The organism is Belliella baltica DSM 15883, from assembly GCF_000265405.1.
In the GTDB taxonomy this organism is placed as follows: Bacteria; Bacteroidota; Bacteroidia; order Cytophagales; family Cyclobacteriaceae; genus Belliella; species Belliella baltica.
Window position 1 is genome coordinate 255,525 of record NC_018010.1, and the last position, 18,742, is coordinate 274,266.

Here is an 18,742-nt window from a genome sequence, read left to right on the forward strand (position 1 = left end):
ACTTATGGTATATCCATAAATTTATGTGTTTGTAGGGATATATTCCAATTTGGATGTGATTTTGCGTAAGTAATTATCTCATTGGTGAAAATTTTCGCTTTACTCCACTCTGGCTGCAACAGTAATTTACAGGCTTTATTTACTTGAGAGGCATGTTTTTCCGCAAAATCAAAATCGGATTTGTGGAATATGACCACTTTCAATTCATTTGCAACTTCATAAATACTAGGATGTGGAGCCTTGAATTTTTTTGGAGAAAAACAGACCCAATCAAACTCCCCTGAAAAAGGATGCGCTCCCGATGTTTCAATATGTGTGGTAAACCCCTCCTTTTTCAATAAAGTCGTCAGTGGATTCAAATTGTACATCAATGGCTCTCCTCCTGTGATGACCACTTTACGACCAGGGTATTGCCTTGCTTCTGCTACAATATCTTCGATTGTCAAAACCGGCCACTTTGCAGCTTCCCAAGAATCTTTAACATCACACCACACACAACCAACATCACATCCACCTAGTCTTATAAAATATGCCGGATGACCTGAAAAAGTACCTTCTCCCTGAATTGTATAAAAAGCTTCCATAACTGGAAGCATCGTCCCTGCTTCTACTTCTTTTTTCTTTTCCATCATAATTTTTGGTAAAGCGGGTAATCGAACCGCTGATTGAAAATTTCTCTCCGATTTTCGGACTGCAAAGGTAGAACTTATTTCATGATAAGTAAAATAGATTTAAGCATTCATAAATCAAGTTCCATTTTGATATCACATCGAAGGTATTTGCCACACTCAGGTTTTGTTTCCGAAAAGCCTAAACTCCGATAAAGTTCAAGAGCTGGAATCAGTTTGGTATTGCTATAAAGTTGAAGCTTCTTCCCGCCCAATCTCTTGGCTTCCAAAATGATCGCATCCGCTAGCAACCTCCCAATCCCTCTTCCCTGACAGTCAGGAACAACTGCCATCTTAATCATTTCAAAAAGCCCTTCATCTACGAACTTCAAACCAACAGTCCCAACTACCCTATCCCCTTCTTTTGCAAGCAAAATTGCTCCACCTGAGCCCAAGATGCTGGTTTCAGGGTTTTGCAACTGTTCCAAATCAAATGGCTCTATAGAAAAATACTTCTCAACCCAAGATTGATTGATCTCTTGAAAATTAATTTGATATTCAGACGTGTAAGGAATAATGTGAACTACCTGCATAATGATCTAGCGAAATCAAAAATAAAGGATTTCTAGGAATTAAAAATAAAAAAAGCTCCATCAAGGGATTGTATAAAGTCCTTAATGAAGCTTTTTAGAAGGTAAAACAGTCTTTAATTGGAAAAACCCAAAACTGACTGCTTTCCCACTTTGTCCTTGTTCTCTAGTTCCAAGAGTTCTGACTTACGCCAAATCCCTCCCGCATAACCAGTTAATTGTCCTTGCTTGCCCACTACCCTATGACAAGGCAGCATCATCAAGATAGGATTGGAACCAATCGCTGAGCCTACTGCTCTCACAGCATTCGGATTTCCAAGATTCAGTGCTATTTGCTCGTAGGTTTTTGTATTACCAAAAGGAATCTTGTTGATTTCTAACCATACTTTCCTTTGAAAATCAGTACCTCCAAGCGCTACAGGGATATCAAATGTTTTTTGTTTTCCCTGAAAATATAAGCCTAGCTGAATCCTAACATCCATCAATACTCCATCAAGGAAAGTATCTGTTTCAGGCTCATCGGTAAATTGTAAAGAAATTAAATAACCGTCAAAGACTTCTGCTTTGACATTGCCCAAAGGCGTCTCCATCACTGCATACTCTCTCATATCTACTGTCTTTTTTAAGGTTAAAACTCAATGATCAATAAATACTTTCACGCCAATAATGTAACAACGAAATATAAGCGGTTTTGTCTTAGAATTTCCTATCTTATTTGTAGATTTTGACAAAATTTAAGAATTAGCTATCTAAAAACCCTGTCTTAGATCACCTTAGTAAATGACCAATCTATACTTCCACAATTCCCTTACTTCTGAAATATTCACATAGAACGGCTTATAAATCGGATTGCTTGAACAAAGCAACAGCCTTTCTTTTTCCTTGATCTGATTGTAAGCGATTTTGAAAGTCACCCCATCTTGTTCTGTGACGACTACATATCTCTCCCCATCCTTCAGCGCAGTCCAATCATCCATATATTCACACACTATCCAAGCGCCTTCCGGAATCGGTAGCATGGAATCCCCATCGAGCTGAAAAACTCTATGCTTCTTATCTGTAGGCAAAAATGGCAAAGAAAACCTCGGCAATTCCTCAATAAAATCAGGATCAGAGAAACCTGCCAAATAAGAGGCTTTTGCTTTTTGAGAAACTACTTCTATCAACTCCTTACCATCCACATCCACTGTGGTGGTGAGAATTCGAAGATTTTTCCCTTTGAGAAACTGATCTGTCTCCAAAACCTGTCGCAACTTGTACTCAGAAAGCGAACTCAGATCTTTTCTGATCAACAAATCCACCGACACTCCAAAATAATCCGAAAATGCCAATAAAGTCTCCAAGGGCGGAGTGATATTTAACTCATAACCTGCCAACTTGGATCTGCTGATCCCTATGGCATTTGCTAAGGTTTCCTGAGTGAGCGATTTTGCTCTTCGAAGAAATTTGATGTTTGAATTTAAAGAAGGCATGGTAGTGATATAGGATTAATGGATTTTATAAATGTTGATAAGGAATAACTTGAATCAGAAGCTTTTGAGAATCACATTTTTTTCCTCTTTGTTTCTGAAGAAAAACCGTTCATTTTTCAAATCGTGACATTCCTTGTCAAAGGTATTTTTTAATGATTCAAATTTAAAAAATTCAGTTTATATTATAGACACAAAATTGTTAAAATATTTAACAATTGTTCAAAAAGAATCGGTGAAAATGATTTTCACGGTGCTCTTAACCTATATCCCAAAGAAAATGACTCCAGAAAATAGAAAAATCGTACACATGGACCTCGACTCTTTCTTTGTATCCGTGGAGCGGCTGTATGACAGCAAACTCAATGGCAAACCGATCCTCATCGGGGGATCAGGAGACCGAGGCGTAGTCGCTTCTTGTAGCTATGAAGCGAGGAAATTCGGCGTACACTCGGCCATGCCCATGCGTACCGCGAGGCAACTCTGTCCAGAAGCCATGATTATTAGAGGAGATTTTGAGAAATACAGTCAAAAATCACATGATGTAACAGAGATCATCCGAGAAGATGTACCCTTTTTCGAAAAATCCTCGATTGATGAATTTTATATAGATTATACAGGTATGGATAGGTTTTTTGGCTGCTTCAAGATGGCTAAGGAGCTTCGTCAGCGGATTCTCGAAGAAACAGGTCTTCCTATTTCTCTAGGGCTATCAGAAAATAAAACCGTCTCTAAAGTAGCCACAGGAGAAGCCAAGCCAAACAATGCCAAAGAAATTCCTTTTGGGTTTGAGAAGCCATTTTTGGCACCGCTGTCTGTGCGAAAAATCCCAATGATCGGAGAGAAAACATCCCATACGCTCTATAACATGGGTGTCAGAAAAGTACAGACCCTACAAAACATGCCTTCCGAACTTCTGGAAGCCACCTTCGGTAAAAACGGACGCATGATCTGGGAAAAAGCCAATGGCATAGACCGTTCTCTAGTGACTCCTTACTCAGAAGCGAAGTCTATTTCTTCCGAAAATACCTTCGAACAAGACACCATTGATGTCAAGATGCTCGAAGCCAACATGATCGCCATGACGGAACAGCTTGCCTCCAAGCTCCGCCAAAAGCAGCAACTCACCGCTTGTGTGAGTGTGAAGATTCGTTATTCGGATTTTGATACGCATACCATACAGCAGCGGGTTCCTTACACCTCCACAGACCATACGCTGATCACTGTAGTAAAAGGTCTTTTCAAAAAACTCTATAACCGCCGCATGCTGATTCGTCTGATTGGCGTGCGATTCAGCAGCTTGGTGCATGGCAACTATCAGATCAATCTATTCGAAGATTCCGAAGAACAAATCAGGCTCTATCAAGCCCTTGATCGACTAAATATCAAATATGGAGACAAAACCGTCTGCCGCGCCATCGGCATGCAGGTTGGCAGACGGAGATTCAATCCTTTTAATGGAGTGGGGATTTGATGTAATTCTTCGATCATAATCGAAAATAAACATGTAATTCTTCGATTACGATCGAAAATAAACATGTATTTCTTCGGTTAGAGAATTTGAAAAAGAATTAAAAAATAAAATCAAGGGTCTTAAGTACCCTTGATTTCTATTTAAAAATGGTATTTGATTTTATTAAATGAAAATCTATCGGCTAGCCACCCTAATTTTAGAATAATCATCCTTTTTCAGATTCATACCTCCTGTTTTGAGTGGAAGAGAAAGCTCAGCTCCAATCAACTCGCCTGAGATTTTACCAAGGTCACCTTCAATAATTGCATTACTATTCTGCAGATAAATGGAAAGAAAAGATATTCCTTCTACTGACAAGCGAGAATCTGAAATACCAGAGTAACTCAGAGCACTTAATCCATGGCCTTTTTGTAATTTGAAGGTCGAATTTGAAGCTTGAACGATTAAGCTATCTAGACTAATGTCCTTTCTAACATTTACTTCCTTTACATTCTCCAAAACCAAAGACTTAATACTATCTCCGATGTAAAGAGAATATCCTCCATTTGGTTTTTGCTGCATCCCTTGAATAAACAAGGTATCTTCTCTTACTTCCAAAAAGTAAGGATCTGGATCACCATGTTCTTTCGCTCCCTTTTTATCAGTTTTGATTCTAGTATATTCAACCCGTTTCTCACCATCATTCTCGAGTGATACAACCCAAGAATCCTGAATAGAGACTACTGAGAAGTCTCCAGATATTGGGCTTTCATCTACAAATGTTTGGTTGGTTATAACAACTCCAGTGGGATTTGAGTATTTGAAAGAAACCATCAACGAGACCATAATACTCAGCCAGGCAAAGCCCAAAAAGGAGAACAATAACTTATTACTTGTTTTCATTTTGATTTTCATTAAGTTGATCTAAAAGCATTTTAAAGTCAGCGGGAACCATTTTCAAGACTTTTGCTTGATGCACCAGCTTGGGAAGCTCTTCTTGAAGAAAGAGTTTTTTCTCATCCTGAATCAAGCGCTCTCTTGCATGATCAGAGACAAAAAAACCTATTCCTCGCTTGTTATCCACTATTCCTTCATTTTCCATTAAAGCATAGCTTCGCATGACCGTGTTTCTATTGACTTCTAAGTCCACTGCCAATTCTCTGACAGAAGGGATCTTGTCTCCTGGAAGTAATTTCCCTGTGAGAATCTGATCTACGAGTCGATCTCTAATTTGGATAAATATGGTTTTACCATCGCTAAACTCCATATCAGACCTCCCTTTCTTTTAGCTTGTAATATGAAATCACGTAGCTCAAAAAACTTCCCGAGAAAAGTAAAAGAATAAGTACAAAAACAAATAAAGGAACTCCATCAAAAACCTCCAGATCATCTACATTGATATTATTATTTCTATGCCAACTGAATAAAGCCATAGATGAAAGAAGAGTAATTAATACAAAAAGGACTTTTGCCAATGGTGTGAAAACCACGCTCAATTTTCCAAAATACACTCCTCCCATAAACATAGAAGAAAATACAATAAAGATTATACCTATAAATAATGCGTAAGCAGCCCAAGACTGTCCTTCTGGCAATATCCATAAAGATTCAATACTCAAAAACTCAATTTTTTCGGAAAAATTTATTTTTAATAACCTTCGCATCAAACTAAGCCCAATTCCCCTAGCTAAAAGTGACCCTAACCAAAACACAATAGGCATTACAATTAATATTAAACTAACTTTCGTGAATACTTGAGCTAATAATTTTTCCAGATTTGAGGCTGGCAGTAAAAGATAGCGTTCGGAAGAGGCTTTGGTTCTTAGATCTTTGAAACTTTGACCTACGATAAATATAATTACAGCTAAAAGATACCATACATACATATACTGATAATGTTTTTGTATCCAACCTGCTGAAAAGCTTCGCGTCTGATCCCATACAATCAGAAAAACTAAGGTAATCAACAACAATGCTCCGATAAGCATGGTCAGGTAAAATTTCCTATGCATTAAAAATTCAAACTTAATCAGCTTGAGAATTCTGGATAAGGATAAACTATTCATGTGTTACTTGATTTTGAGTTGATAAAAATTCACCGGTCAATTTGCCTGCGATCACTGCATTAAATAATAATTCCAAGTCAGGGCTACCACCAGAAATACGTTCTCCTTCAAGCTGTCTTGTTATATATTGAGCTCCAAGAAGATGTGATTCTACGAAAACAGCTTGTTCAGGAGCTTGTGGTCCTTGGGAGAAGACAAATTGATTTTCCAAGGCTTCCAAATCGGCATGAAGCTTCACTTTTCCCTCATCCAAGACAATGATCTGATCTACCAAGTTCTCAATATCCTTGACCTGATGTGTGGAAATGACCATGGTCTGATCTTCTTGCAGGCTACCTGAAAGCACTCTCCTGAATGTACTTTTTGAAGGAATATCCAAGCCATTGGTTGGTTCATCAAACAACAATAACTTTGCTCCTGTACTCAATCCAATCGCAATCTGTAACTTTTTTTGCTGACCAAATGATAGGTTGGAAATTCTTTGATTCCCGATAATCTGAAACTCTGAGAGTAACTTTTCAAATCGCTCTAAATCAAATCCTGTATAAAAATCCTTATAGATACTTACATATTCATTCACTTTCAAAAACTCCGGCACTGAAACTTTCTCAGGAACAAAAATCATTTGATTCAAAAATGAGACTGCTCTGTCAAATGTAGAAATCTCTTGAAACTTTACTTCACCTGAAACTGGCTTGAGTAATCCTGCCATCAAGCGCATCAAGGTGGATTTCCCTGCCCCATTCATCCCTAAGAGTCCTATAATTTTACCCTCTCCCAATTCCAGATCCATTTCCTCACATAGTCTGGGCTTTTTTGGATAAGAAAAACTCAACTTCTTTATTGATATCATATCTTATTGTTTTACTGTCATAGTATATTATGACACTAACATAGACATCTATTTTAATAAGTCAAAATTAATTTCGAAAAAAATTTCTTAAGCATTGAAATTCAGAGTTTAGAAACGGTTTCACACAACTAAATAAAATAGTCTTTGAACAATAATTGAAAATTGCAGGTTCTAAAAACTATACATATTATTTAATCAACAAGCAGGGCTTAAAATATGCAAGGTTTTAAGTGGAGTGCAGCAAATAAATCATGTCCAAATTATCTTCTGATGAAAAGTTTGTCGATGTCTCCGACTATGGAAGACCTTTCGCAAGGGCTTTTGTCAACCGAGTTCAGCATACCAGCATTACCCCTGTTCAAGTTACTTACCTGTTTGGAATTAGTGGATTAATTGCCATTTATTGCATTTTGAATAGTTACTATTTTACAGCTGGGCTATTTTTAATCATCAAATCAATCCTGGATGCTGCTGATGGAGAATTAGCGCGGACAAAAAATCGCCCGTCCTACACTGGTCGCTATTTGGATTCTATTTTTGATATTTTCCTCAACTTCCTATTTCTCGCGGCGATTTGGTACGTCACAGATTCTTCTATTTGGATTACTTTATTGGCATTTATCAGCATCCAAGTTCAAGGAACTTTATACAATTATTACTACGTCATTCTGAGACATAATACAGAAGGCGGAGAGCGAACCAGTAAAATTATTGAAAATGAACGTCCTAAGGCCTTTCCAAGAGAAAACCAGAGCACAGTAGATTTCCTTTATGACACTTACAACATTCTTTATGGAGCGTTTGACAAACTAATTTTCAAACTCGATAAAAACGCAAGTGATGCACCAGCTTTCCCAAAATGGTTTATGTCGATGATTTCCATCTACGGACTTGGTTTCCAGCTTCTCCTTATTTCAGTCCTTCTTTCAATTGGGCTAATTAAATTTATCATCCCGTTTTTTATTGGCTACAATGTATTCCTTCTTGTGTTTATAGGAATAAGGAAATCATTTCTCAACTCAAAATAAGAAGCTTCAATCTTCTCGCTTCTTTGCATGCTCCAAAATCACCGACGTGGTTGGATATACAATTTTGACTGCTGTTTCGTCTTTGAATCGATCGATGATCGTTTCGGTTATCAGATGTTCAAAAAATCTACGCTTCCTAGGATTACACAAATAGCGAAGTGAAAGCTGTATTCCTCTTTCGTGGATTTTGGCATATACCGTTGGGGTATATTGGCTAAAGGAAATAAAATGCTCTCGCTGTGCTCTTTTTAGTGCGATTTGAATTCCACGATATTCTTTCTTGAAGATTTCATCAAGCATCTCAGTCAAAATCAACTTTGCCTTTTTGTAATCAGAATCCAAACTGATATTGATTTGCTGCTCGTTCCAGATATAATCGAAGCCTTGACTGTAATTGGCCTGAGGAGATGAAAAAACCATCCCATTGGGAACATGTACTATCCTACCGGTAGCTTGCTCCGCATCTACCCAATTTCCTACTTCCAAAATACTAAATTGAAAAACTCGCGTATCAACCACATCTCCCTTAAAATCACCAATCTGAATTCTATCTCCAATGTCAAAGGGCCTGCGCCAAAGAATAAACAGCCATCCAGCGATGTTGATAAAAATGTCTTTTAAAGCGATAGCGATCCCCGCAGATAATAACCCTAGAAATGTCGTGATCGATTGAAAGTTGCTGATCCAAATATTCCCAATCAATAAAAAGCCCAAGAATACGATTGTATATTGAATGGTTTTTCTCCAGTGATAGAACTTTTTGAGTTCTGTCTCTTCTCTTTTTGACCCAATGATTCTAAAAGCCACTTTTTTTATCCCCCATAAGACAATGATAATTAAGATTGTCTTATAAATATCCCATCGCAATTGCTGCTCTACAATGCTATCTAAGTAATTAATCCACTCTTCCATAGTCCTAAAAATACGATTTTCTATACAGGCTAACTATCTGTTTTACAATTTCACTCATTTTATTGGCAGTCCAAAAACTTTCATCGACAATTTCCTTCACAGACTTGCTTCTATGAATTTAATATGGCTAAATTATAAACATATAAATGTTAAAATAATTAACATTTTACACTATAATACCTACCACAGTGTATATATCGCCGAAGGTATATATCCATTGATTTCGTCGACCAAAGGAAGGTCTATATCACAGAGGTATCTTTCAAGAAGAAAAATTCAATTAACCCTAATGTTCATCAACTGCCATTCATATTATAGCTTCAAATACGGCACCTTATCTGTTGAGGGACTTGTCAGCGAAGCCAAAAGTAAAAAACTAGATGCGCTAGCGCTGACTGATATCAATTCAGTCTCAGGTGTATTTCCCTTTATCAAGGAAGCACAAAAAAATGGAATTCATCCTGTAATCGGCATAGATTTTCGAAATGGAGTGAGGCAGCAATACATTGGTTTGGCCAAAAACCAAGAGGGATTTTACGAGCTCAACCTCCACCTCTCCCAACACCGAACCAAAGGAATGCCTTTCAAAGAAAAAGCCCCTTCATTTCAAAACAGCTTTATCGTTTACCCTTTTTCTGAGAAAGTTTTTACCCTGCGGGAAAATGAATTCATCGGCGTTCACCCTTATCAACTCAATAAAATCGGCAAATCAAGCTGGTTTCGTCAGAAAGAAAAATTAGTCTTACTCCAACCTGCCACTTTTAGCTCCAAGATCGAATTCAATGCCCACCGCCTCCTCCGAGCGATCGATGGCAATACGCTATTGAGTAAGCTAGATGTAGAAGAACAAGGAAATGTCTGCGACATGCTCTACAGCTACGCAGATATGGTTGGACGCTGCGAAAATCATAGCTACCTGCTCTACAATGCCCAAAAGCTACTGGAGCAATGTCAGTTTTCCTTCTACTTTCAAGCAGTAAAAAACAAAAGAGATATCCTTGGTTCAGACTGGGAAGACTACGATTACCTCAGGCAGGAAACTTTCAAAGGTGCTCAAAGTAGGTACAAAGATCTAAATGATAAAATTAAATCGAGGATAGAAAAGGAGCTGGAGCTGATTCAGCAAAAAGGCTTCGTCTCTTACTTCCTGATCAATTATGATATCATCAAATTTGCCCATAGCAAAAACTTCTACCATGTCGGCAGAGGTAGTGGAGCCAATAGCATCGTGGCGTATTGCCTCTATATCACTGATGTGGATCCTGTTGAACTAGACTTGTACTTTGAGAGGTTCATCAATCTTTACAGGGAAAATCCTCCCGACTTTGACTTAGACTTTAGCTGGACAGACCGGGATGAGGTGACGCAGTATATTTTTGACAAATACAATAAAGGAACGCAGGAACATGTCGCACTCTTGGGCTCTTATAGCACTTTCCAAGCCAACTCCATGCTTCGGGAACTCGGGAAAGTATTTGGTCTTCCAAAAACAGAAATCGAATCACTGATCTATCATGCCGCCAAGTCCGACTATATTCCCGATCAGTATGGAAAGCTAATTATCAAGTACAGTCAAGTTCTCCACGGCATGCCTTCACATCTGACCATCCATGCCTGTGGCGTCTTGATTTCCCATAAACCTATTCATTATTACACCGCAACAGAGATGCCACCTAAGGGATTTCCGCTTGCACACATCGACATGCATATTGCAGAGGATATTGGCTTACACAAATTTGATATTCTCTCACAAAGAGGATTGGGACATATCAAAAGTGCCTTGGAAATCATCTATCAAAATCAGGGTGTAGAAGTGGACATTCGCCAAGTAGAACAATTCAAAAAAGACCCTAAAATCAAAAATCTCCTTCGAACCGCCCATACCATTGGTGCATTTTATGTAGAGTCTCCAGCTATGCGGATGCTGTTAGCTAAGATGAAAGCAGATGAATACTTGGAGCTTGTTGCGGCCAGTTCTATCATCCGTCCCGGTGTAGCGCGATCAGGTATGATGCGGGAATATATCCTCCGCCACGTCAATCCAAAACGAAGGGAAATGGCACATCCAGTCATGAAAGAGATTATGCCCGAAACCTATGGCATCATGGTTTATCAAGAAGATGTGATCAAAGTAGCCCATTATTTCGCTGAGCTTAGTCTTTCAGAAGCGGATGTACTCCGTCGAGGGATGAGTGGAAAATCCCGATCGAAAGATGAATTTGAGAGAGTGAAGGATCAGTTTTTCAGCAATTGTCAAAGATTAGGAAGAGATCCGAAGATCACCAAAGAGGTCTGGCATCAAATAGAGAGTTTTGCGGGTTATTCATTTGCCAAAGGACACTCAGCCTCCTTTGCTGTGGAGAGTTATCAGAGCTTGTATTTGAAAGCTTACTTCCCCTTAGAATTTATGGTCGGGGTGATCAATAATTTTGGAGGGTTCTATCACACAGAATTCTACATCCACGAACTCCGCATGAACGGTGCTGACATCCAAGCTCCGGACATCAATGAAAGCAACTACCTAACCAAGATTAAGGGAAAAACGGTGTACTTGGGCTTTGTTCATCTGAAATATCTAGAGAAGAACAGTATCGAAAAAGTACTCAACGAAAGACAAGAAAATGGTTTCTTTTTAGGTTTAGCAGATTTTGTAGCTCGGGTGGGTATCAGCTTGGAGCAAGTGCTAATCTTAATTCGGATTGGGTGCTTTCGGTTTACCGGAAAGAGCAAGCAGGCTTTACTCTGGGAAGCGCATTTTATTCTCAATAAGCGTAAAACTGTAAATACAGCCAATGAACTCTTTAAGCAAACAGGCTTTCGGGAATTAGAAGTCCCCGACCTGGAAGATTCTGATGTAAGGCAAGAAATCGTAGATCAAATCGAAATCTTAGAATTCCCTCTGGACTCCCCCTTCCATCTCGTCAAAGATCAGACTGTCTCCAGCATCAAGGCTCGGGATATGAAACAGTATTTGAGTAAATCTGTGCAGATCATCGGCTATCTCGTCACGATCAAATACACCAGAACTGTAAAGGGCGACGTGATGAACTTCGGGACTTTTGTAGATCGAGAAGGAGATTGGATTGATACGGTACACTTCCCTCCTGTAGTCAAAAGACATCCATTCAAAGGCCGTGGCATCTACCTGATCAAAGGCAAAGTGACCCAAGAATTTGATTTTTACACCATCGAAGTAGAAAGCTGCGAAAGAATGGCGTATTGGAATGCGGGGGAGTGAGGATAAGGAGGTAGAGTGGTTCAAGACTTTGCCTTGGACCATAAAATTCACAGTCTTCAGACTGTAGCAAAAGCAGTCTGAAGACTGCAAAAGAGATGGTCCAAGTCTGAAGACTTGAACCAAACAACATTGAACCATTCCCACCAAATTATAACTAGCAACCTATTGACAATAGCGACCCAAAAGCCTAAATTCAAATACACTTTTGAACCAAAACTTTTTACCCCATGAGTAGAAAATATAAAATCCGAGATCAGGACAAGCTTTATTTTGTCACCTTTACCATCGTTGAATGGATTGACTTGTTTACCAGAAGGATTTATCGGGATATATTGTTAGACTCCATCAGATATTGTCAAAAAAACAAAGGATTGGATTTGTGTGCATATTGTGTCATGTCAAGCCATGCACATCTTATCATAGGAAGAAATGGAGATCAACCAATTGAAGGAATTGTCCGAGACATAAAGAAATTCACTTCTGTCAAGATAATAGAAGAGATACAGATCAATTCTCAAGAAAGCAGGAAAGATTTTTTACTCTGGCATTTTGGGAAAGCAGGAAGATTTAATCCCAATAACCAAAACTTCCAAGTTTGGCAGCAGCACAGCCATCCTATTGAGCTGAATACAAACGATAAATTGACAAGATGTTTAAATTACATCCATCAAAATCCTGTGGAAGCGGGAATCGTACTGTCTCCCGAAGAATATCTATACAGCAGTGCTGCCAATTATGCCGGGTTGCCGGATAGGCTAATGGATGTGATATTGGTGGAATAGTTCAAGACTTAGTCTTGGACTATTATTATTACAGTCTTCAGACTGCATTTTCCACAGTCTGAAGACTGTAATGGATTTGGTCCAAGCCCAAAAACTTGAACCATTACTAGATGTAACCATGCCTTCAACTTTCAGCCAATCACTTCCCCTCCATAAAATCTTCAATCCATTTATATGCCTTGTTTGGAGTGTAGATAAATTGGATGATCATGGGGGCGTGTTTCTTGTTTTTTTGAAGGTAGAATTTGGGTTCTGTCTCTATCCTTTTGTATTCCTTCAATAACCTTTCAGTAGTCTTTTCAATGCTGTTAAGTGTTTTCCCTCCCATCATGATCAGCATGGGCGGATCTTTTTCGTCCAAAAAGTAAACTGGAGAAGTATCTTTCCACACTTGGGGATCATCCGTGAAAGCTTGGAGGTATTTCGTCCCTGGTTCATAATTCATTTCTTTCAAAAACCAATACATATCCAAACCCGCTGCGTCAATTAAGATTGTTCCTTTGATTGGATTTTCCACACCCAAAGTATCAAAATATTCATCTCTCACTGAAATCAAACTCGCCAAATGTCCTCCAGCAGAATGTCCTGAGACGAAAATCCTATTGGAATCACCTCCATAATCTTGGATATTTTCGTTTGTCCACTTCACTGCTTGCGCGGATGCTTTGGCCATGTCGTGTACTTGATAATCTGGACTAAGGGGATAATCGATGACCACAGGTACTATCCCTTTCCTTGCTAATCTTGCCCCAAAGAAATTATAGATGTCCTTATTGCCGGAATCCCAGCTTCCTCCATGTATGAAAATTAAAACCGGATTCGTCCCATCTGCCTTTTTAGGTGCAAAAACATTCAAATGCTTCTCTGGCAGGTTTTCCAAAAACCCATTTTCCATGTAAGTGATTTCTTTACTCCTATTAATTCCTTTGAAAGAGCAGGAAAAAGTAGCGATAGAAAGAATTATGAAAAGTAAATAACGCTTGTAAAATTGCATAATAGATATTTAAGATGAATATACGAAGGCGTGCAGTATAAAGACCTTAGATATGAAATTTTATAAACTTTATAATGCAAAAACTCGTGCTTATGCAACGTAAAATATTTCCTTTTCGCCTTATAATCAGTATTTTTACTTTATGGACAAGCAGGATTTAAAAAATAAAGTTGAAGAACCATCGACAGATTACCTACCTACCGGTCAGGCAGGTGGCAACTATACTTATGCTGACTACCTGACTTGGCAGATGGAAGAGATGGTTGAGCTGATCAAAGGCAAAATCTTCAAGCAAGCAGCTGCACCGAGAGTTAATCATCAGAGGGTTGCTGGCATAGTATTTTCGGCCTTTTTCAATTTTCTAAAAGGTAAGCAATGTGAAGCATTTATTGCTCCTTTTGATGTTAGGCTACCAGTAAAGTCCAAAAAACATGAAGATATCAACACCGTTGTGCAACCGGATATATGTGTAATCTGTGATCCTGCAAAGATTGATGAACTAGGCTGCATTGGAGCACCGGATTTAGTCGTGGAAATCCTTTCTCCTGGCAATAATAAAAAGGAACTTCAAAACAAGTACGAAGTTTACGAAGAATCAGGAGTGAAAGAATATTGGGTTATCCACCCTAATGAATGCACTTTGGTCATTTATACTTTGGTAGAGAGTAAGTACAGCACTTCCAGGATTTTGACCATGGGTGATATCGTCAAATCTAAAGCAATAGAAGGATTTGAGTTGGATTTGACAGAAGTTTTTGAAAATCTGTTATAGTATTTCTTTCAGTAAAAGGAAATAATCTAGTATTGTAGCGTTTCAACTTTCTTTTTCGTCTAGTTTATTATGAAAAACATTTCTCTCTTTTTACTTATATTGATTTGCATCTTTTTGGGTTCTTGCGTAGAGGATAATGGAATTTTAAAAAAAGGAAATGCAGAAGTAGTTATCAATGTAGCAACTAGAGGTAGTTACCAATTTATAATCCAATATGAAAACAACCTTTATTATCCAGTAAACCTCCCCGAATCATATAAAACAGTCCAACAAGAGCCTATTCCAGTTTATTTAATTTTCAGTCTAACCGGAAAAGAAGCAGATCTTTACAAACCTGTACCCAATGACGCTTCTATTTTTTTTAAATCAATACCAGAAATAAACATCACAACGATCAATAGTCGCAATTAACTTCTCAATATCTTTCTCCATAAACATTTAAGAAATTTATCAATTAAATGAATTCCAGATAGATTTCACCCAAAAGAGTGAAGGTGATTTTACGAATTTATTCGATTTTTATTACATACTAAACTCTATAACATTATGAAAAAATCGAACTTTAAAGTCCGTCTAATGACAGTTTTATCAATACTGTCACTTATGCTTTTTAGCCACTGTGCTATGCAAGATGCCGATGATCTCAATAGCAAATTGTCAGAACTCCAAAAAGGAGAATTAGCTATTGAAGAAAATGGAGGTGAAAACTTGAGAAAAAATGCACAGAATCAAATTTTGGCAGAAATCAAACAAGCCACATCGAAATTTCACAAAATCGAATCCGCTATGGAAACAGGCTATGAATTAGGATCGCATTGCGTATCCCATTCGGAATGGGGTGCTATGGGTTATCACTATGTCAATTCTGACGAAGTAGATGGGCAAATGAATCACTTAATTCCAGAAGCTCTAGTATATGAACCGATGCAAAATGGGAATTTAAAACTTGTAGCGGTAGAATATATTATCATGGCTGATCTTTGGGAAGGTGACGGTGTGCCGATGCTTGGGGAAATAGCTTTTGATTTTGTACCGGGCAACCCAGACGGCATACCATTTGATAATTACCAATTGCATGTATGGGTGTGGAAAGACAACCCGAACGGAATGTATTTTTCTTTCAATCCCAAAGTAACATGTGAGTAAAAACGCTGCCAACAAAAAATATAAAACTCAACAAATTAGTCGGCATTTTGCAGATACATTTGTTGAGTTTTTTTAGACAAAAACATTCTCATCCTCTACCAATTCTCTTATAAACAATCGATTACATCATTTTCAAAAAGTGTCACTCAGAATTTTAAGTATGTTTTAATGAATTTCAAATAGCAACTATCGTATTTCATGTATTTTATTGTTTTTTTTCAGTATTTTATTTTGCTAATACTCATTTTCTTTCTAATTTTCAGTCCTTTCGAGTAAAATTATGACAATTTTAATTTATCAAAAGCACCCAAATTTTACTCGAATTCCAGCTTAAAATTGAACCATCGTCACCCGGCGAAAAAACTATTGCGTATGAATTTAGGAATAATAGGAGGAACAAAATTGGCGAGTACCTTGGGTAATAAATATTTATCTACAGGTGCCAAGGTTGTCTTTGGAGTGCGTCAAGGATTCGAGGCAAAAGATGTAGAGTGGAAAATCCTAAACATGTATTTAGATAAAGTTTTTGGATACCAAGAAGCAATAGAACAATCTGATATCATCATGATTTGTTGTGACAATGACAACTTAGTAAATGTCTGTGAAGCTTTAAAAAAAGTTAATCTTAAAGGAAAGTTATTGATTGATTGTACAAATAGTGCATACAATAAATACTTTTACTGTAATACAACTTTTATCCAAGAGAGTATTGGTGGTGAGCCTTTGATTTATAAAGCTTTCAATAACCTTGGGTTAGACTACCCAAAATCAGATATGTTGGGGATGATTAAAGAAACATATTACTGTGGTGAAGAAGGCGATGATAAGTTACGTGTAAAAAAGTTAATTGAACTTATAGGTTTCAAAGCTATTGACGCTGGAAAAATCGAAAGTGCACTGCTCTTAGAGGCCTTTTATCATTTAAGAAGAGAAATATCCTTTACAAAAAGAGAACAAACTGATTATCATTTTAAATTGATTTCAGTATAAATATTAACCGACTCAAACTACTACTTAATTGCGATCAGAAATCTTTCAAAAGGTGTTTGGTCGCTTTTTTTACTCAAAATTTTAAAAACTATTGGTGCCCTCTCCCTTCCAAAATTTTGAAAAATAAGATGTGAGCCATTTTACGTGCATGATTCTTGGCATAATCAGCAACCTCCCCTTCAAAATTTGAATTAATTGTCTCAAACCAAAGTTCTAGCCAATTCCCAAAATGCCTCTGTTCAATTGTTTGATTAACATGGTTATCCACTTCCTTGTGAACGGGAACGGGATTAAACTTCCCTGCTCCTGGACCAGTGTGGAGTAAAACCATTTCCCAAAAATCAGTCAATCTCTCTAAGTGATGTTCCCAATCCTCAACAATCCCATTGAAAATCGGCCCCAATTCATCATGTAATCTCACTTTTGAATAAAAACTCCTTACCAAAAGAGAAACCTCCACCCTACTTTCTATTGCTTTTTTCTCAATAATCATCTTTCAATATCTTTTCTAAAACTTCAAAATCTCCATCAATATCCTGTGGAACTTGTAAACCCAAAATATGTGCTATCAATGGGTAAATATGAATATTTTGAAATGCTTTAATTGTTTTTCCCTCTTTAATTTTTGATCCTTTGGCATAGAAGATTGCCCCCATTTCTTTGTATTCTGGACTAAAACCATGTTCGCCAAAAACATCCGTTTGCAACAGTCCAGATCGATTTTGATATTTCACTATATCAGGAGTAGTTCCGAGATAAAATCCTAAATCAGGCATAATCAAGATATCCCCAAGTCGATCTTCATAAGTTGAAACATTTTTATAATATTGCTTATCCTTCACTTTAACTACGTTAAATGGACCTTCTTTTTGAGAAAGCTTGATGAATGCTTCTTCTACATCAAGTGGATTCTCCAAATACAGATGTGCCATTGCTCCGTTATTGACAACTTTGGCTGCTATCCCTTCAGTAATATGATCCAAATTGAGCAGATTTTGATTGGGCACATTGACCATTCCGTGATCAGAAACGATGAAGACTTGAATATCCAAATCAAAACTTTCTAAACCTTCAAATAGTGCTCCAAACTGATGATCCAATTTCCTTATTCTCTTGGATAATTGTTCATCATTATTCGGCCCATAAGCATGTCCAACTTCATCCATGTCAGAAAAATATAGCGTAATCAATCTTGGCCTATCCTCCTCGGGCAGATTAAGCCATTCAAAAACCTTAGAAATCCTTGTTAGATTTGAAATTCCTGCATCATAATTATGATAATAACTTGGCCTTACACCTTGCACATCTGCCTCAGAACCTACAAAAAAATAACTCGCAGCTTTCATTCCATTTTGCTCGGCAAGTACCCAAAGTGGTGTACCGCCATACCAATAGCCATCCTCCACAATATCTCTTTCTCTGATGTTATAAACCATTTTTTTCCAAGAATCATAAAAAGCATTATTGACCAAACCATGATTTTCTGGCTTCATCCCAGTCGCAATGCTGTAATGGTTTGGAAATGTCTTAGTAGGAAAAGAAGGAATCATAAAATCAGCCGACGTTCCTTTTTCGATAAATCTCAAAAGATTTTCTGGCTGAAATCGCTCAGTATAATCATACCTATATCCATCCAAGGAGATGAGAATCACATAAGGCTCTTTTTCTTGAGCATTCGCATGGCAACAGAAAAAAATCACACCTGCTATCCATCGAAAAACAAAGCTAATTCTTATCATTTCTTAGAATATCTATTGAATTACAAAGATATACTTTGCTTTTTCGGAAGACAATCCATTTGTATAAATATAGATTTGTATCCAAAAAACTCCAGATTCATT

20 protein-coding genes are annotated in these 18,742 nt (G+C 37.6%); 8 read left to right on the plus strand and 12 right to left on the minus strand.

Features of this window, described 5'->3' with window-relative positions:
- Positions 1-2: 2 nt before the first annotated feature.
- From BELBA_RS01195 to BELBA_RS01210, 4 genes are all read right to left on the minus strand, one after another.
- Complete coding sequence (locus BELBA_RS01195) at positions 3-629, minus strand: 7-carboxy-7-deazaguanine synthase QueE (RefSeq protein ID WP_014770926.1); 627 nt, start codon at positions 627-629, stop codon at positions 3-5.
- A 110-nt stretch (positions 630-739) separates the two neighbouring features.
- Positions 740-1,201, minus strand: coding sequence for a GNAT family N-acetyltransferase (locus BELBA_RS01200; protein WP_014770927.1), 462 nt, complete (start codon positions 1,199-1,201; stop codon positions 740-742).
- 113 nt (positions 1,202-1,314) lie between these two features.
- Positions 1,315-1,806: a methylated-DNA--[protein]-cysteine S-methyltransferase gene (locus BELBA_RS01205; protein ID WP_014770928.1), complete on the minus strand. Its 492-nt coding sequence runs from the start codon at positions 1,804-1,806 to the stop codon at positions 1,315-1,317.
- A 165-nt stretch (positions 1,807-1,971) separates the two neighbouring features.
- Positions 1,972-2,670 (minus strand): XRE family transcriptional regulator, encoded by a 699-nt coding sequence (locus BELBA_RS01210; protein WP_014770929.1) that lies wholly within the window; start codon positions 2,668-2,670, stop codon positions 1,972-1,974.
- Between the two features lie 277 nt (positions 2,671-2,947).
- Here BELBA_RS01210 and dinB point away from each other — a divergent pair, with 277 nt between their 5' ends.
- Complete coding sequence (dinB, locus tag BELBA_RS01215; RefSeq protein ID WP_041779460.1) at positions 2,948-4,141, plus strand: DNA polymerase IV; 1,194 nt, start codon at positions 2,948-2,950, stop codon at positions 4,139-4,141.
- Between the two features lie 174 nt (positions 4,142-4,315).
- On the opposite strand, the gene BELBA_RS01220 is transcribed toward dinB, so the two are convergent.
- The 4 genes from BELBA_RS01220 to BELBA_RS01235 are packed head-to-tail and all read right to left on the minus strand — an operon-like array spanning position 4,316 to position 7,039.
- Entirely contained in the window at positions 4,316-5,023 is a 708-nt protein-coding gene (locus BELBA_RS01220) for a hypothetical protein (protein WP_014770931.1), read from the minus strand.
- Positions 5,010-5,387 (minus strand): GntR family transcriptional regulator, encoded by a 378-nt coding sequence (locus tag BELBA_RS01225; RefSeq protein WP_014770932.1) that lies wholly within the window; start codon positions 5,385-5,387, stop codon positions 5,010-5,012. Before BELBA_RS01225 ends, BELBA_RS01220 begins: the two co-directional genes overlap by 14 nt.
- Before the next feature lies 1 nt (position 5,388).
- Positions 5,389-6,186: a hypothetical protein gene (locus BELBA_RS01230; RefSeq protein ID WP_014770933.1), complete on the minus strand. Its 798-nt coding sequence runs from the start codon at positions 6,184-6,186 to the stop codon at positions 5,389-5,391.
- Positions 6,179-7,039: an ABC transporter ATP-binding protein gene (locus BELBA_RS01235; RefSeq protein ID WP_014770934.1), complete on the minus strand. Its 861-nt coding sequence runs from the start codon at positions 7,037-7,039 to the stop codon at positions 6,179-6,181. Before BELBA_RS01235 ends, BELBA_RS01230 begins: the two co-directional genes overlap by 8 nt.
- Before the next feature lie 251 nt (positions 7,040-7,290).
- Here BELBA_RS01235 and BELBA_RS01240 point away from each other — a divergent pair, with 251 nt between their 5' ends.
- Positions 7,291-8,067, plus strand: a complete 777-nt coding sequence (locus tag BELBA_RS01240) for a CDP-alcohol phosphatidyltransferase family protein (RefSeq protein ID WP_014770935.1) — start codon at positions 7,291-7,293, stop codon at positions 8,065-8,067.
- A 6-nt stretch (positions 8,068-8,073) separates the two neighbouring features.
- On the opposite strand, the gene BELBA_RS01245 is transcribed toward BELBA_RS01240, so the two are convergent.
- Positions 8,074-8,979 carry a mechanosensitive ion channel family protein gene (locus BELBA_RS01245; RefSeq protein WP_014770936.1) on the minus strand — a complete coding sequence of 302 codons (906 nt, stop codon included), beginning with the start codon at positions 8,977-8,979 and terminating at the stop codon, positions 8,074-8,076.
- A gap of 289 nt (positions 8,980-9,268) precedes the next feature.
- Here BELBA_RS01245 and BELBA_RS01250 point away from each other — a divergent pair, with 289 nt between their 5' ends.
- Together BELBA_RS01250 and BELBA_RS01255 are read left to right on the plus strand one after the other, a co-directional pair.
- Positions 9,269-12,217 carry a DNA polymerase III subunit alpha gene (locus tag BELBA_RS01250; RefSeq protein ID WP_014770937.1) on the plus strand — a complete coding sequence of 983 codons (2,949 nt, stop codon included), beginning with the start codon at positions 9,269-9,271 and terminating at the stop codon, positions 12,215-12,217.
- A gap of 227 nt (positions 12,218-12,444) precedes the next feature.
- Positions 12,445-12,999 carry an REP-associated tyrosine transposase gene (locus BELBA_RS01255; protein WP_014770938.1) on the plus strand — a complete coding sequence of 185 codons (555 nt, stop codon included), beginning with the start codon at positions 12,445-12,447 and terminating at the stop codon, positions 12,997-12,999.
- A gap of 139 nt (positions 13,000-13,138) precedes the next feature.
- Here the strand turns inward: BELBA_RS01255 and BELBA_RS01260 are convergent, their stop codons facing one another.
- Positions 13,139-13,993: an alpha/beta hydrolase gene (locus BELBA_RS01260; RefSeq protein ID WP_014770939.1), complete on the minus strand. Its 855-nt coding sequence runs from the start codon at positions 13,991-13,993 to the stop codon at positions 13,139-13,141.
- A gap of 142 nt (positions 13,994-14,135) precedes the next feature.
- Here BELBA_RS01260 and BELBA_RS01265 point away from each other — a divergent pair, with 142 nt between their 5' ends.
- The 4 genes from BELBA_RS01265 (at position 14,136) to BELBA_RS01280 (ending at position 16,901) form a co-directional block, all read left to right on the plus strand.
- Positions 14,136-14,765: a Uma2 family endonuclease gene (locus tag BELBA_RS01265; protein ID WP_014770940.1), complete on the plus strand. Its 630-nt coding sequence runs from the start codon at positions 14,136-14,138 to the stop codon at positions 14,763-14,765.
- A 69-nt stretch (positions 14,766-14,834) separates the two neighbouring features.
- On the plus strand, positions 14,835-15,176 hold the full coding sequence (locus BELBA_RS01270) for a hypothetical protein (RefSeq protein WP_014770941.1): 342 nt from the start codon (positions 14,835-14,837) through the stop codon (positions 15,174-15,176).
- Between the two features lie 135 nt (positions 15,177-15,311).
- Positions 15,312-15,911, plus strand: coding sequence for a hypothetical protein (locus BELBA_RS01275; RefSeq protein ID WP_014770942.1), 600 nt, complete (start codon positions 15,312-15,314; stop codon positions 15,909-15,911).
- Positions 15,912-16,283: 372 nt separating this feature from the next.
- A complete protein-coding gene (locus BELBA_RS01280; RefSeq protein WP_014770943.1) occupies positions 16,284-16,901 on the plus strand; it encodes an NADPH-dependent F420 reductase in 618 nt (205 codons plus the stop codon).
- 88 nt (positions 16,902-16,989) lie between these two features.
- Here the strand turns inward: BELBA_RS01280 and BELBA_RS01285 are convergent, their stop codons facing one another.
- Together BELBA_RS01285 and BELBA_RS01290 are read right to left on the minus strand one after the other, a co-directional pair.
- Positions 16,990-17,394, minus strand: a complete 405-nt coding sequence (locus BELBA_RS01285) for a group III truncated hemoglobin (protein ID WP_014770944.1) — start codon at positions 17,392-17,394, stop codon at positions 16,990-16,992.
- Positions 17,384-18,640: an alkaline phosphatase family protein gene (locus BELBA_RS01290; RefSeq protein WP_014770945.1), complete on the minus strand. Its 1,257-nt coding sequence runs from the start codon at positions 18,638-18,640 to the stop codon at positions 17,384-17,386. The genes BELBA_RS01285 and BELBA_RS01290 overlap by 11 nt, the downstream gene beginning before the upstream one ends.
- Positions 18,641-18,742: the final 102 nt, after the last annotated feature.